This is a genomic window from Paenibacillus sp. S25, assembly GCF_019454085.1.
Classification (GTDB): domain Bacteria; phylum Bacillota; class Bacilli; order Paenibacillales; family Paenibacillaceae; genus Paenibacillus; species Paenibacillus polymyxa_B.
This window is the reverse complement of sequence record NZ_CP073683.1, coordinates 3,082,510-3,097,694: the sequence shown is the minus strand read 5'-3', so window position 1 is coordinate 3,097,694 and position 15,185 is coordinate 3,082,510. Positions and strand designations below refer to the sequence as shown.

Annotated in this window: 14 protein-coding genes; 12 read left to right on the top strand and 2 right to left on the bottom strand. The window is 43.4% G+C overall.

Annotated elements, in window-relative coordinates:
- From rbsD to KAI37_RS13180, 9 genes are all read left to right on the top strand, one after another.
- Positions 1 to 435 (top strand): D-ribose pyranase, encoded by a 435-nt coding sequence (gene rbsD, locus KAI37_RS13220; protein WP_220029578.1) that lies wholly within the window; start codon positions 1 to 3, stop codon positions 433 to 435.
- A 30-nt stretch (positions 436 to 465) separates the two neighbouring features.
- Positions 466 to 1,947 carry a sugar ABC transporter ATP-binding protein gene (locus KAI37_RS13215; RefSeq protein ID WP_220029577.1) on the top strand — a complete coding sequence of 494 codons (1,482 nt, stop codon included), beginning with the start codon at positions 466 to 468 and terminating at the stop codon, positions 1,945 to 1,947.
- A gap of 1 nt (position 1,948) precedes the next feature.
- Positions 1,949 to 2,917, top strand: a complete 969-nt coding sequence (locus tag KAI37_RS13210) for an ABC transporter permease subunit (RefSeq protein ID WP_076293632.1) — start codon at positions 1,949 to 1,951, stop codon at positions 2,915 to 2,917.
- A gap of 34 nt (positions 2,918 to 2,951) precedes the next feature.
- Positions 2,952 to 3,872 carry a ribose ABC transporter substrate-binding protein RbsB gene (gene rbsB / locus KAI37_RS13205; RefSeq protein ID WP_220029576.1) on the top strand — a complete coding sequence of 307 codons (921 nt, stop codon included), beginning with the start codon at positions 2,952 to 2,954 and terminating at the stop codon, positions 3,870 to 3,872.
- 220 nt (positions 3,873 to 4,092) lie between these two features.
- Positions 4,093 to 5,100, top strand: coding sequence for an ABC transporter substrate-binding protein (locus KAI37_RS13200; protein ID WP_220029575.1), 1,008 nt, complete (start codon positions 4,093 to 4,095; stop codon positions 5,098 to 5,100).
- A 32-nt stretch (positions 5,101 to 5,132) separates the two neighbouring features.
- On the top strand, positions 5,133 to 6,848 hold the full coding sequence (locus KAI37_RS13195) for an ABC transporter ATP-binding protein (RefSeq protein ID WP_071641031.1): 1,716 nt from the start codon (positions 5,133 to 5,135) through the stop codon (positions 6,846 to 6,848).
- A gap of 56 nt (positions 6,849 to 6,904) precedes the next feature.
- Positions 6,905 to 7,867: an ABC transporter substrate-binding protein gene (locus KAI37_RS13190; RefSeq protein ID WP_220031479.1), complete on the top strand. Its 963-nt coding sequence runs from the start codon at positions 6,905 to 6,907 to the stop codon at positions 7,865 to 7,867.
- A 224-nt stretch (positions 7,868 to 8,091) separates the two neighbouring features.
- Positions 8,092 to 9,156, top strand: a complete 1,065-nt coding sequence (locus KAI37_RS13185; RefSeq protein WP_025720646.1) for a FecCD family ABC transporter permease — start codon at positions 8,092 to 8,094, stop codon at positions 9,154 to 9,156.
- A 1-nt stretch (position 9,157) separates the two neighbouring features.
- On the top strand, positions 9,158 to 10,204 hold the full coding sequence (locus tag KAI37_RS13180; protein ID WP_220029574.1) for a FecCD family ABC transporter permease: 1,047 nt from the start codon (positions 9,158 to 9,160) through the stop codon (positions 10,202 to 10,204).
- 115 nt (positions 10,205 to 10,319) lie between these two features.
- Here KAI37_RS13180 and KAI37_RS13175 read toward each other — a convergent pair whose 3' ends face one another.
- Together KAI37_RS13175 and aiiA are read right to left on the bottom strand one after the other, a co-directional pair.
- Positions 10,320 to 10,487: a hypothetical protein gene (locus KAI37_RS13175; protein ID WP_007432475.1), complete on the bottom strand. Its 168-nt coding sequence runs from the start codon at positions 10,485 to 10,487 to the stop codon at positions 10,320 to 10,322.
- 649 nt (positions 10,488 to 11,136) lie between these two features.
- Positions 11,137 to 11,892, bottom strand: coding sequence for a quorum-quenching N-acyl homoserine lactonase AiiA (gene aiiA, locus KAI37_RS13170; protein WP_071641025.1), 756 nt, complete (start codon positions 11,890 to 11,892; stop codon positions 11,137 to 11,139).
- A 169-nt stretch (positions 11,893 to 12,061) separates the two neighbouring features.
- On the opposite strand from aiiA, the gene KAI37_RS13165 reads away from it, so the two are divergent.
- The 3 genes from KAI37_RS13165 to KAI37_RS13155 all read left to right on the top strand — a co-directional run bounded on the left by KAI37_RS13165 (position 12,062) and on the right by KAI37_RS13155 (position 15,132).
- Positions 12,062 to 12,403, top strand: coding sequence for a hypothetical protein (locus KAI37_RS13165; RefSeq protein WP_220029573.1), 342 nt, complete (start codon positions 12,062 to 12,064; stop codon positions 12,401 to 12,403).
- 314 nt (positions 12,404 to 12,717) lie between these two features.
- The gene (locus tag KAI37_RS13160) at positions 12,718 to 13,674 is read left to right on the top strand and encodes a tyrosine-type recombinase/integrase (protein ID WP_220029572.1); all 957 of its coding nucleotides are present in this window, start codon (positions 12,718 to 12,720) and stop codon (positions 13,672 to 13,674) included.
- A gap of 456 nt (positions 13,675 to 14,130) precedes the next feature.
- Positions 14,131 to 15,132, top strand: a complete 1,002-nt coding sequence (locus KAI37_RS13155; protein ID WP_071641019.1) for an ROK family protein — start codon at positions 14,131 to 14,133, stop codon at positions 15,130 to 15,132.
- The last annotated feature ends 53 nt before the right edge of the window (positions 15,133 to 15,185 follow it).

Sequence of the window (15,185 nt, the reverse complement as noted above, 5' to 3'; positions counted from 1 at the left end):
ATGAAGAAACATGGAATCCTAAACAGTCATATATCCAAAATACTGTCGGATCTCGGCCACACAGATTATATTGTCGTGGCTGATGCTGGCTTACCTGTTCCTGAAGGCGTTACCAAAATTGATTTGGCCCTTAAATTGGGTGTTCCATCCTTTCAGGACGTCGTTGATGTCATTGCAGCAGATATGGTGATCGAAAAAGTAACGCTGGCCGAAGAAATCAAACAAGAAAATGAACAAGCATTACAGTATATTATGCGCAACTTTGCAGGGGAGCAATTAGAACAGCCACAGCTTAATAAGCAGGCAGCCGTCATTGAGTTTTGCCCTCATGAACAATTCAAGGAGCTGACCCGGTATGCGAAGGCGGTCATTCGTACAGGAGAGGCTAAGCCGTTTGCCAATTGTATTTTGCGGGCAGGAGTTCATTTTGGATAAATCAATGTTGAATAAAAAGGAGGGTACAGCATGCAGATTCAAATGAAAGGAATTCACAAAGCCTTTGGAACCAATCAGGTACTGAGTGGTGTTGACTTTGATCTTCGTGAAGGAGAAGTACATGCCCTCATGGGTGAAAATGGTGCAGGCAAATCAACGCTGATGAATATTTTAATCGGACTGCATCGGCGAGATGAGGGAACGATCATCATTGACGGTCAGGAAACCTATTTTGCCGACCCCAAAGAAGCGGAGCAAAAAGGAATTGCTTTTATTCACCAAGAACTGAATGTGTGGCCGGAGATGACCGTGCTGGAAAATCTATTTATCGGCAAGGAAATGACATCCAAGTGGGGCTTACTAGACAGCTCCAAAATGAAAGCGCTAGCAAATGAACAATTCAGCAAGCTTTCGGTAAATCTTCCATTGAACGGTGAAGCAGGCGACTGTTCAGTGGGTCAACAGCAGATGATTGAAATTGCCAAAGCACTCATGACGGATGCTAAAGTTATCGTGATGGATGAGCCGACAGCCGCCTTAACCGAACGGGAAATTCAGAAGTTGTTCGAGGTTATTACTTCCTTGAAAAAAGATGGTGTTTCGATTGTGTATATTTCACATCGGATGGAGGAGATATTCGCGATCTGTGATCGGATTACCATCATGCGTGACGGGAAAACGGTGGATACTCAGGCGATTCCCAATACAAATTTTGATGAAGTTGTACGGAAAATGGTGGGTAGAGAGCTGACTGAACGCTACCCGGTAAGAACGCCTGCTTTGGGAGAAGTGGTGCTGGAGGTCAAAAATGCTTCGCATAAAGGGTTATTTGAAAATGTGAATTTCACTGTACGATCTGGGGAAATTGTAGGTTTTTCAGGCTTGATGGGCTCGGGACGGACCGAGATCATGCGGGCGTTATTTGGACTGGATGCTTTGGATCGTGGTGAGATTCATGTACGTGGAAAAAAAGTATCTATTCGTAAGCCGGATGATGCGGTGAAACTAGGGATTGGCTTCATTACAGAAGACCGAAAAGATGAGGGCTTGGTGCTGGACTTTTCCATCCGGGAAAATATGGTGCTGCCAAATCTGTTCAGCTTTACTTCGAAAGGATTTATTTCAGGTAAAAAAGAGCTAGATTTTGTTAACACTTTAATTAAGCGCTTGCAAATTAAAACCCAATCGGGCGAAACAACGGTTCGCAGTTTGTCAGGTGGTAATCAGCAAAAGGTGGTTATTGCCAAATGGGTAGGTATTGGTCCAAATGTGCTCATTCTTGACGAACCAACGAGAGGTGTGGATGTGGGAGCCAAGCGGGAAATCTACCAGTTGATGAACGAGCTGACCGAACGTGGAGTCGCGATTATCATGGTATCCTCGGAACTCCCTGAGGTACTCGGCATGAGCGATCGTATTGTCGTGGTGCACGAGGGAAAGATCAGCGGAGAGCTGAACAGGGAAGAAGCCACACAAGAAAATATTATGACGCTAGCTACAGGAGGACAGTAATATGACAACTATGAATGAATCAAAAAGCAGCAAAGGCTTTCAAATGTCACAAATCACACAGAAGCTTGGCCCGTTGTTGGGACTCATTATTTTGGTGGTTATCGTATCGGTCTTAAATCCCAGCTTTTTGGAACCGCTTAATATTTTGAATTTATTGCGCCAGGTATCCATTAATGCGTTGATTGCGTTCGGTATGACCTTCGTTATTCTCACAGGCGGAATTGATTTGTCAGTCGGCTCCATATTAGCACTATCCAGTGCGTTTGTCGCAAATATGATGCTGGCCGGGTTCGATCCTATTTTGGCGATTATCATTGGCTGTGCATTGGGTGGCGTGATGGGGATGGTCAACGGCTTGATGATTACGAAAGGTAAAATGGCTCCGTTCATCGCTACACTAGCAACCATGACCATTTTCAGAGGATTAACACTCGTTTATACCAACGGTAACCCTATCACAGGACTCGGAGACAGTCTGGTATTTCAATTGTTCGGTCGTGGCTATCAGTTCGGTATTCCGGTTCCAGCGATTACGATGCTCATTACCTTTGCTGTCCTATGGATCATTTTGCATAAAACACCATTCGGACGTAAAACGTATGCCATTGGTGGTAACGAGAAGGCTTCGATTGTATCTGGTATTAAAGTACCGCGTGTAAAAATTTGGATTTACTCTCTGGCTGGAATGCTTTCCGCATTGGCGGGAGCTATCTTGACTTCACGTTTGAACTCGGCACAACCGACAGCAGGTACTTCTTATGAACTGGACGCCATTGCGGCTGTCGTATTAGGTGGAACAAGCCTCTCTGGAGGACGCGGACGAATCGTAGGTACGTTAATTGGTGTGCTTATCATCGGTACACTAAACAACGGCTTGAACTTACTGGGGGTTAACTCTTTTTATCAAATGGTAGTAAAAGGGATAGTCATCGCTATTGCTGTACTGATTGACCGTAAAAAATCCGCATAATACACCTAATCTGCGTAGAAGGAGACACAAAAATATGAAAAAGCTTACATTAATCATGACTGCCTTGCTGCTCCTGCTCATGACAGGGTGTTCCTTGGAACCGCCCGAATGGGCGAAACCTAAAGCGGCCGCGAACCTGAAGAACATTAAAATCGGCTTGTCGATCTCAACGCTGAACAATCCATTCTTCGTCTCTCTCAAAGACGGAGTTGTGGCAGAGGCCAAAAAACAAGGAATGCAGGTCATTGTTGTGGATGCACAAAATGATTCGGCAAAACAAAGTAATGACGTGGATGATCTGATTCAACAGGGAGTAAACGCGTTACTCATTAATCCGACAGATTCGTCGGCCATCTCCACTGTGGTACAATCAGCGAATGCATTGAACATCCCGGTTATTACACTGGATCGTTCTGCTGACAAAGGAGACGTAAAAGCACTCGTCGCTTCAGACAACGTAGAGGGAGGGCGAATGGCTGCCAGATATGTGATTGACCAAGTTGGAAAAGGTGCCAAGGTGATTGAGCTGGAAGGTGTTCCAGGAGCATCCGCTACCCGTGAACGTGGGAAAGGCTTCCATGAAGTAGCAGATAAGGATCTGAAAGTCATAGCCAAACAATCGGCCGATTTTGATCGGACCAAAGGTTTGAATGTGATGGAAAATCTGCTGCAAGGCAACCCGGATGTTCAGGCTGTATTTGCCCACAATGATGAAATGGCATTGGGTGCCATCGAAGCAATCCAAAGCTCAGGTAAGAACATTCCAGTCATCGGTTTTGACGGTAACGCGGATGCGCTCAAATCTATTAAGGAAGGGAAACTGACAGCTACCGTAGCTCAGCAACCCGAGCTTATTGGACAATTGGCGGTGCAGGCAGCCAAGGATGTACTTCAAGGTAAAACTGTGAAAACATCAATTCCTGCTAAGCTGGAGTTGGTGGACCAATCGAAATAAAATGGGTACTTGACCCGACATATTAAGCCTTCGGACTGATGCAAAACATACGCATCAGTCCTTTTTTTGACTAATCTACGATGATGATACATACCACATAAATGGAAGTTTTTAATTTTTGTATTGTAAGAAGAGACGGTAAAAGATAGAATAACAATTATATGATAATGAGAATCACTATCATATAATGAATTGTATATATCTAAGGAGGACGTATATTGTGCAACAAAGGTACAGATTAAAATGGGAATCCACGCTTTGTCTTGTGGTTCTTTTGATGGTTGTATTGAGTGCATGTGGAAACGCAAATAGCAACAACCAGACAAACGATAAGACCAGCACTAATGATCCTTCCGGGCAATCCAAAACGGTTGTCATGCGCGAATATACTGATGCCACTGGCAATAAGATCAGTATTCCTGCAAATCCGCAGCGAGTCGTCACGACACAATATTTGGATGCGATGCTGGCTTTAGGTGTTAAGCCAGTAGGGGTTGCTTCTCATGTGTTAGAAGGCGACTATTTAAAAGGAAAGATTGACGGGATTGCTGATATTGGGAACCCGACGAATGTTGAAAAGGTACTGGAGCTACAACCTGACCTGATCATCACAACAGAAGATACCACACCAGAAGTGAAAGAGCAGCTGGAGAAAATTGCTCCAACCGTAGTCGTTTTGTTTGGAGATGGGGATGTATTTAAGCAACTGCGGGATGTCGCAGCCGTGCTGGGTAAGGACAAGGAAGCCGAGCAGTGGATCGCTAGTTTCGACAAAAAGGCTGAAGAAGGTCGAAAGAAGCTGGCTGGAAAATTCAAAAAAGATGAAACGGTTACCATTTATATGACCTACGGTAAGGATGTGCTAAGAGTATATGGAGCGCGAAATGTAGGACATGTCATTTACCGTTCATTGGAATTGAATCCTCCTGAGTACATAAGGCAGAAGTTGGAGAAGGACCCGAAGTTTAACTTTGTATACGATAGCATTTCAATGGAAAAGCTGCCTGAACTGTCAGGAGACCGTATTATTATGCTGGTTTATGATGAAGCGACTAAGGACGGAATGCTTAAGCAAATTGAGCAAAGTGCACTGTGGAGAAATCTCCCGGCTGTCAAGAACCACAAAGTGTATTTCATCAAAGCTGACCCGTGGTTTACCTACTCGCCGCTTGCTATTGACAAATCGCTGGATGAAGCCGCTAACATGTTTTCCATCGATCCTAAATAATTACTCGAAATTAGAAAGGAGAAGTCATGACTATGCTTAAACGTTTTTTTGAATACTACCGTCCTTACCGGACTTTGTTCATCATTGATTTCTCTTGTGCCTTGCTGGCTGCACTGCTGGAGTTGGCTTTTCCGCTTGCAGTAAACCGGGTGGTCGATGATTTGTTGCCCAGCGGGAACTGGAAATGGATTTTATATGCCTGTCTAGCTCTACTCGGTATTTATGTCATAAGTGCTGCGCTGAATTACGTGGTTACCTATTGGGGACACAAGCTGGGCATTAACATCGAATCGGACATGCGTAAAAAGCTGTTTGATCGGGTTCAAAAGCAATCTTTTCGCTTTTTTGACAATAACAAAACAGGGCATCTCGTTTCACGTATGACCAACGATCTGATGGATATTGGGGAAATTGCCCACCACGGCCCCGAAGATTTGTTCATCGCGTTGATGACACTCGGGGGAGCCTTTGGTATCATGCTCGGTATTAACTGGAAGCTGGCTGTACTGACTTTCATCATTGTACCCCTCATGATTTACTTGTCTCTTTATTTCAGCCGTAAAATGTCTGCTGCTTTCCATCGTATGTTTTCTGATATTGCGGATTATAACGCTCGTATTGAAAATAATGTCAGTGGGATTCGCGTTGTTCAAGCGTTCTCCAACGAAGCATATGAAATGGAACGTTTTGCTGAAAATAATGGGCGTTTCCGTAAAACGAAGCTGATCGCGTACCGGATTATGGCCTGGAATTCCTCGATTAGTTTTATACTAATGAAGCTGGTTTCATTGTTTGTGCTTGTGTGTGGAACATGGTTTGTTATCGAAGGACAGATGACCTACGGGGAATTTATCGCATTTGTGATGCTGTCTAATGTATTCCTGGGGCCGATTAAACAAATTAATTCTGTCATCGAAACGTATCCAAAAGGGATTGCCGGCTTCCGACGGTATCTGGATTTGCTGGAAAGTGAATCGGATGTGGAAGATCTGCCAGCAGCCAAGGCGGTTAGCCATCTTAATGGAGATATTCAATTTGCAGGTGTAACGTTTGGTTACGAGAACAAAGACAAGGTATTACGCAAAGTGGACCTATCTATCCATGCGGGTGAAACCGTAGCACTTGTGGGTCCTTCAGGAGCAGGTAAAACGACACTTTGCAGTTTGTTGCCTCGCTTCTACGATGTCGAGGAAGGCAGCATTACCATTGATGGGATGGATATCCGTGAAATGAAGCTGGAATCGCTGCGATCCATGATTGGAATTGTTCAGCAGGATGTATTCCTCTTTGATGGAACAATTCGTGAAAATATCGCTTATGGTAAGCTTGACGCTTCGGAAGAAGAAATCTGGGATGCTGCTCGTCGAGCTCAGATTGAAGACCTTGTTCGCTCATATCCGGATGGTCTGGATACAATGATCGGTGAGCGAGGTGTGAAGCTCTCCGGTGGTCAAAAACAACGTTTGTCTATTGCCCGGATGTTCCTTAAAAATCCGCCTATTCTCATTTTAGATGAAGCAACATCGGCATTGGATACAGAGACAGAAGCCGCGATTCAGCAGGCGCTGACAGAGCTTTCCCAAGGCCGTACGACACTCGTTATCGCGCATCGTCTGGCAACGATCAAAAATGCTGACCGCATTATCGTAGTTGCAGATCAAGGGATTGCCGAGCAAGGCAGACATGAAGAGTTATTAGCAGTAAAAGGGGCATATAGTCGCCTGCACCAAGCTCAATATGGAACGTAAATAGGCCGATATGACACCGTAAATAGAGAGAGGAATGAACGGGTTTGACAAAGAAAATGTGGATTGTGATGATGCTTCTGTCAGTCATTTTAGCTCTTTCCGCCTGTAGCGGAAACGTGAAGCAACCGGATGAAAAGCAGAATCAAACTTCTAGTGAGCAAAAGTCAGAGGAAATGAAAACAGTCAAAACGATTCATGGAGATATTAAGATTCCGGTTCACCCTCAGCGGATTGTAGTAGATATGTACCAGAATGATTTATTAGCACTAGGAATTAAACCTGTGGGCAGTGTTAAATATTATCTGGATAATCCGTTTTCGAAAGATCTTGTGCAAGGCATTACAAGCATTGGAGACCGCGGTAGTGTATCCATTGAGAAAGTATTGGCTCTACAGCCGGATATGATTCTGATTGGTTCCAAAGATGCTGCTGAATATGAAAAATATAGTAAGATTGCTCCGACTATCGTGATTCCTTATGGGACGTACAAGAATGTGCACGAGGAACTGACAGCTTTTGGTGAGCTGCTTGGAAAAGAACAGGAAGCCAAAACATGGCTTGCTCAATACGATCAGCGGATGCAGGCTGCACGTGACAAGCTAAAGGGGATTGTTCAGCCTGGAGATACTTTCACCGTAATGGAAGCTTCGGAAAAAGAATACTATGTGTATGGTGATAATTTTGGCAGAGGAGGACAGGCGGTATACAGAGGTCTGAATTTGACACCTCCGCCGCTTGTCCAAAAAGAGTTATTAGGTGAGACTCAATGGAAATCGGTGTCAAAAGAAGTCATTAATCAATATGCCGGCTCTTATATCTTTCTGACGGTTAACAAGGATTTGAGAGGCTACGAAGGAGACAGCATATGGAGATCATTGAATGCGGTCCGGCAAGGTAAAGTTTTTGAGCTCCAGGAGGATCGATATTGGTACTTCGATCCCATTGCTATTGTAGGGCAAGCTGAAGAAATCGCAGATATGATCATCCAGCGGAATAAAGAGAACGCCGCACAGAAGTAGTCGCTTCGGTGTTGTTGGCAGCCCTTTGGTATTTATGCCGAAGGGCTTTATTTTTTCACAATAGGGCAGAGCATTAGGTATTCCTCGAAATTTGCTATTGAAGCCGTTGCCACATTAATTTACAATAGTAAAGATTGCATGATAATAATTCTCATTATCAACATCATCTTCAACACAGTTCGTGATAGCTACATACTATTCAACAGTAAGGGTGAACAATAGTTATGAAATTATCAGAATCATCGGATAGCCCCGCTCAAAGTAATCATAACCAGTCGCCGACTCAATTCCACTCGCGACCATGGGCAGCTTCGCTTATCCTGACAGCTGGGCTTGGACTTTTAGCGTTCGGTATCGCGCTATCCCTATCCTTTGGTGCAGCCTCTATTAGGCTGGAAGAGGTATGGAACGCCGTTTTTCATTTTAAACCCGAGTTGCAAAACCATCAAATTATTTGGGAAATCCGTCTACCTCGGATTCTGGGTGGGGTTTTAATCGGAGTTTGCTTTGCCGTAGCAGGTGCAATTATGCAAGGAATGACTCGAAATCCGCTTGCTGACTCGGGCTTGCTTGGACTGAACTCGGGAGCCAGCTTGGCGATGGCGATTTGCTTTGCCCTTTTTCCCGGATCTTCCTTTTTACAGTTAATGTTGTATTCCTTTGTTGGTGCAGCTCTGGCTGTTGTGATGGTATATGGTACAAGCTCCATATCCAAATCAGGTCTTACGCCAGTTCGCCTTGTATTGGCGGGCGCAGCTGTCACGGCATTGCTGTCTGCCTTAGGAGATGCAATTAGTTTGTATTTTAATGTGGGGCAGGATTTAGCCTTTTGGTATGCTGGAGGGCTTAGTGGAACCAAGTGGGTTCAGCTCGGTATAGTTTTGCCTTGGGTTGTGGCAGCTTTTATCGGCGCTCTCATGTTGTCGCGCTCTATTACACTGCTTAGTCTGGGAGACGAAATTGCGTTGAGTCTTGGTCAGCGAACTGGGGTGGTAAAGGTAGTCGGGATGATTCTTGTTCTGATTCTGGCGGGTGCAGCAGTGTCGTTGGTTGGTTCTATAGGTTTCGTGGGATTGATTATTCCCCATATAACTCGCAAGCTGGTTGGCGTCGATTATCGCTGGATTATTCCATGCTCGGCCATTATGGGAGCTTTACTCATTGTGTTTGCCGATCTGGCAGCCCGTATGATTAACGCACCTGAGGAAACGCCGGTGGGCGTACTTATTGCCTTAATTGGGGTTCCGTTCTTCCTTTATCTGGCACGTAAAGAAAGGAGGGCACTGTAAGATGAATAACGTTACGAATGAGGCTATTGCCAAAGCTAGTCAACGTAAAAAAATTCATGATTGGATGGTCGTTGTCATTCTGCTTGTATTGCTCATTGCTGCGTTCACCATAAGTGCGAATACGGGAACCATCAGGCTTTCGCCAATGGAGCTATTTAGAACTTTGTTTGGACAAGGGACTCCGCAGCAGGAATTAATCCTATTTGAATTCCGATTGCCACGAATGGTTATTTCCCTTCTAATCGGTGCAGGTCTCGCTGTTTCTGGCTGCATCATGCAGGGGGTTTCGCGTAACGGCCTAGCCGACCCAGGGATTCTGGGGATTAATGCGGGCGCCGGGCTGATGGTTATGCTGTTTGTATTGCTTTTCCCATCAATGCAAACTACGAATTCATTATTTTTACTTCCCGCTCTTGCGCTGATTGGATCAGGAGCAGCTGCTATTCTAATCTACGCGCTTTCTTACAAGAAAGGCGAAGGCATTTCTCCAACAAGGCTACTGCTGAGCGGAATTGGCGTAGCGGCGGGTATCAGTGCTGCAATGATCATTATGACTCTTAAACTGACACCTGAAAGCTACACGTTTGTAGCTAATTGGTTAGCAGGAAGCATCTGGGGCTCAAACTGGAAATTCGTAATGGCTCTGTTGCCTTGGCTGATTGTATTGCTTCCTTTCGCATATTACAAAGCAAATGTGATGAATGTGCTTAATCTGGGAGATCAGACGGCATCGGGGTTGGGTACACCTATCGAAAAGGAACGTATTCTCCTTCTCGCAGCTGCGGTTGGATTGGCCAGTTCTAGTGTTTCGGTTAGTGGCGGTATCGGCTTTGTCGGTTTGGTGGCTCCACATTTGGCGAGAAAGCTGGTGGGTCCGAAGCATAAAATGCTGCTGGTAACCTGTGCTTTAGTCGGAGCACTCCTGGTACTTGTAGCGGATACGATCACACGATCCTTACCTTTGCAGAAAGAAATACCGACAGGTTTGATTGTAGCCATCATTGGTGCGCCATACTTCTTATATCTGCTGAGTCGCTCCAAAGGGTAACATCACGAAAGGGTACCACCTGTCAATTAGAGGATACACAACAAATAACCTTCAACACCACTAATGAAGTGGGGCTGAAGGTTATTTGTTTTATTTGATTTAGCAGCCTTTCATCTCAACGGGAAGTATTCAAGGCATGAGAGGTTTGATGCAGCTCTCTGATCATTTTATGCAACGTGTAATTTTCCTGACGTGTCACGCCGTGTTGATTTTCCTGAACCAGCAACTGATGGATGTTTCGTTTTAGAATTTCACTTCGACGTTCCAGCATTTCGGTACTCATAAATAAATAAACACTCCCTTTGTCATGAATAAACCTACATTTTTGAAATGAGCATAGGCTGAAAATAAGGTTGCCTTTCGACTTCTTTAAGTATATCGTGCTAGATGATCAAGGGAAAACGGAGCGAGACTGCAAATTACTTTTTCTCATCATCCATGCCGTGTCGACAGTGACTCACCCCATGAGTTCTTAGATATACTTCCTGATGCTGGCGATAACAGGGGATTAGGCGTAATTAACTTCATGTATATAATTTGACTAGCTCATGTTTTGTGATATAAACGGATTTAGTGTATTAATCCATTTAAAATATTTGTCCGTAAGGGATATTACTCAGGCTGTCCTGAACAAGCAGGGGCTTAATAGCGAGCTAATACAAAGGATCAATTGTGTATTTGCAGAAAATCAATTTGTGCGCTTAAAAGTTAGCTAGGTTTTCTGAAGATCAGCATTTACATACAGAATTTATAGATGAGCCCGACCAGTTAAAGCGAATGTATATGGAATCACTTTCAGTTTGCAGAAAGCCATGATCCGAATGAAGCACCGCTCCAGATACGTCTATTTTGTGTGCATTCATAATACCAATTTCTTTATCCCCCGGACCGAAAAGATTCGGAGTGGTGGAGAAATAGCTGCTTTATCATCATTATTTGTATTGTGGATATACCGGCTGAACGGCTACCTGCTCAGGATCATGACCGAAGAACAACAGATTCGGCTTAACCTCCTGCACAATCTGCTGAATGCGGGCGATTGACTGGCGTGCCTGTTCACGGTTAAAGCCGTCAAACGGCACGTCGTTTGCGTAATTCTCCTGCGTGTAGGCAACATCAATCGTCAGCATGACCGGACCCGACTCCTTTGTTGTGACCAGTGCGGACTGATGACCCGGCGAATGACCCGGAGTATAGAACAGTTGCAAACCTGGAATCAGCTCATGATCCCCTTGAAGCAGTCGGTAATTCAAGTCCACCTGCACGCATTCCGGTGGCGCATACTCAAGATTACCGATCGCAGCGTCTGCTTCGGTCTGCTGCACATAAATCGGTGTATTCGGAAAATGCGGATTGCCTCCGGCATGATCCATATGCATATGAGAGATTACGATGGCATGGATATCGTCCGGTTGATAGCCGATCCGATCCAGTACAGCCACGATACTATCATCGGCTGACATATGGGGAATGAAGCGCCCTTCAAACGGTGTACTTTTAAAATAATTTGGATTGTCGATAAACGAATCCGGCATACCAGTGTCAATGAGAATCGGACCGTGATCAGTCTCCAGCAGATACGACCAGATTTGCAGACGCACCAGTTCACCGGGCTGTGCATGATGGTTGAGTGAGGAGCGATCAATATCAAGCTGACCGATCGGTAACCAGTACAATTTGTTAATCATACAATCATCCTCCAATCTTAGTTTACATAATAATTATTATGTAGTTATTAATCAGGGTTTCGACTGACAGAAAGTGATGTTTGTATTTTCGTTTGTAAGATCCGGGTGCTGGAGCCTCATGTTGTCGTTGTAATCTCACTCTTTCGAAAATTAATTTTTAATAGTTTAAATGATAAGGCATGTAGACGTCCAGCAGAAATTTGCCCAGAACCTGGATCACACGGTCATCATCTCGAAAATCGGTGAAATTTTTGGTGATCCACTGCTGCTAGTGGGTGAAAATTACAATCAGCTAGCAGACTATCATATGGAGATGGTGCACGCGCCGGAAGGTGATCCGGATAGCGAGCTGGAAACTACACATGATATTCATGTTTTGGCCACTATGGCGATTTTGACTGCTACCGATCGAGAGCAGCGCCCCCAGCTTGCTGATGAAGTAGAGAAGTGGTGCCCCATGCAAGACTATTGGCTATTTAGTATTGTTTTGGATATGAATGAATTACATTAGGTGAACTTTTCTTGAGCGTGTTTTAATTTGTCTACATTGTGGAATCGCCCCCCCTGACCCTATGCCACCCCTTTAAGTGCTTTGAAATATCTGCTTGAAGGTGATACCAGGCTGGACAAGAGGGGAGCGCTTTATTTATACTTAAAAAGGGCTGAAAAAACAGCGTATAATATAAATTATACGCTGTTTAGGTTTAAAACGACTTTTAGAATCCCTCCTGCATAAGATGTCGATTGGATTGTCGATAAAAATCAGACGAAAATGAGCGTTTTACAGTATATTTCGGAATATGAACTGAATTGGAGGCGAACGGGATGAAAAAAGAGTTGCGACATGTGGAGCTCGATACAACTGAAGAAACTGATGAAATATATACTGAGGAGCTGGAAGCTTTTTTGATCTGGATGAAGGATGCGGGATATACGATACATACGCAAAAAAATTATATGGGGGATGTAAAGCAATTTTTACGCACGTTGCGTGAAAAACCACTCGATCAGGTGAAGAAGATTCATGTTATGTCGTATTTGTCTAAAGCGCGGGAAGGAGGCGCCGGAGATAGTACGCGGAACCGGAAGCATGCAGCGGTGAACAGTTTTTTTAAAGCGCTACAGGAATTTGAGTTATGCAGTACAAATCCGGCAGCGGGAATTAAAAAAGCAAAAACTGAAAAGAATCGTATGCCCGTCTATCTGGATGAAAAGGATATTCATCCGTTTTTGCTCGCGGTGGAGGGGAAATATGCAAATCGTAATATGGCTATTTTTCTGCTGATGGTCTACATGGGATTGCGGGTGGGGGAGGTTCATTCATTGAATGTCTCGGATTACAGCCGAGAAAGACGTACCTTAGATGTGTTCGGTAAAGGACGTAAGTGGCGTACTCTCCCGGTACCGGAAGCCGTATGTGATTTTGTAGAGCATGCGTTGGAGGAAAGATTGACGCCGTGGAGAGGTAAAGAGGATGCGATGTTCGTATCCCAAAAAGGCCGCCGTCTGGCAGTGCGCACCATTCAACAGATCGCTACAGAAACGTTCGAACGATTCCAGCAAGATAAGAGTATAGAACGTAGGGAGGCTTATTCTAGCCATAAGCTGAGACATACATTTGCGACAATGCTATTACGTAAGGGAGCAGATCTGCGTACCGTACAGGAGCTACTGGGGCATTCATCCATTCAGACAACCACAGTATATACACATGTCACTGATCGGGAAAAGGAAAAAGCAATGGATAAGCTGGATATTCAGATACCAATATCAGGATTGTAAGTATAGCATGAAATTTGAGATTATATGAAAATTGAGTTTACATAATAATTATTATGTAAACTCAATGGACAGAATTACATCCTGACTTGAAAATCACATCAACGGCTTTAGGTCATTACAATCATGAACGTAGTATTCTTTTTCATAGCGTTAGTTTTGTTTTTGATTGATTTGCTCCAACCTGATACTGATTAGCTGCCATCCAATCATTTTGCGCATACGATTCAATTTTGGTTCTTCAACAGCATTCTTCAATAGATTAGCCTCCTTATTTTAGCGATCATCTTATGTTAAGCATGAGAACAATTCAAGATAAGCTGGAAAGCAATAGTGTATTAAAAGTTAGTACGATATTGCCTTGACAAAGGTAATATTTTGCTGCAAAATTAGTAAAACAACTTTATAAAAATGGTTTATAAAGTTGTTTTATGATGTTATAAAAAGAAGGTGCTATGTATGGAAAAAGCTAATACAAATTTAATTAAAGAAATAAATCTGAACCTGGTTCGCAAAGTATTGAAGCAGATCAGTAAGACAACAAAACCCCAACTAGCCGCATTGACTGATTTAAGTGTGGTAACTATCAATACCCTTATGCAGGAATTGCTTAATAATGGAGAGATCTTTGAAGATGAAATCGTCCCTTCAAACGGAGGCAGGCATGCGTTAACCTATCGTTTTAATTATGAGTATAGTCTAGCACTGATTATACATATTAATGAAAAACAAGGGACAGATGTAGTGTGTACTACGGTAGTTAATTTAAATGAGGACGTTCTGATGAAAGAAGAGCATCCCTTTCAAATTTTTAATGCTACACAATTTTATTCCACGATTCAAGACATCATTTCTCTCTATCCTTCCATTAAAGTTATTGGAATAGGAATCCCGGGACAATCTGTAAATGGAGAAATTACAGTCAGCAGTCATGAAAGATTAAATGGAATTCGGTTGGCAGAGGATGTGCAAAGCAAATTTGGTTTGCCGGTTATTGTGGAGAATGACGTAAATGCCGCTGTATGTGGTTACGTCTATAGAGAACAAATAGATGAAGATCAATGTGTACTGGCTATTTATTTTCCTGAGAATTCTCCACCAGGAATGGGGATTTATTTGCGAAATGGGGTTTTGAAAGGCAAACATGGATTGGCTGGTGAAATCAAATTCCTTCCGTCGATAGTTTGGGATGAGAGCAAGGGAACGGAAGTCTTCTTCAATAGTATATGTGAAATTATTCAAATATTACAATCTATATTTGATCCTGATCGAATTGTGATCTATAGAGAGAATATAGAAGAAGTGTCTTTTTTTCATTTTTTAGAATCCTACAAATCTAAGCATAAAATGCCTTTTTACCCTGAGGTTATTCTCTCAGATTTATTTTATGAAGATTTTAAAACAGGGTTGAGAGGGTTAACTCTAAAAGAATTGGAACGTCCAATCATTGTCTTTAAATAATGTATAAAATACTGTACAAGTTAAGAACATCCCCAAACAAAAGCTATTCGAAA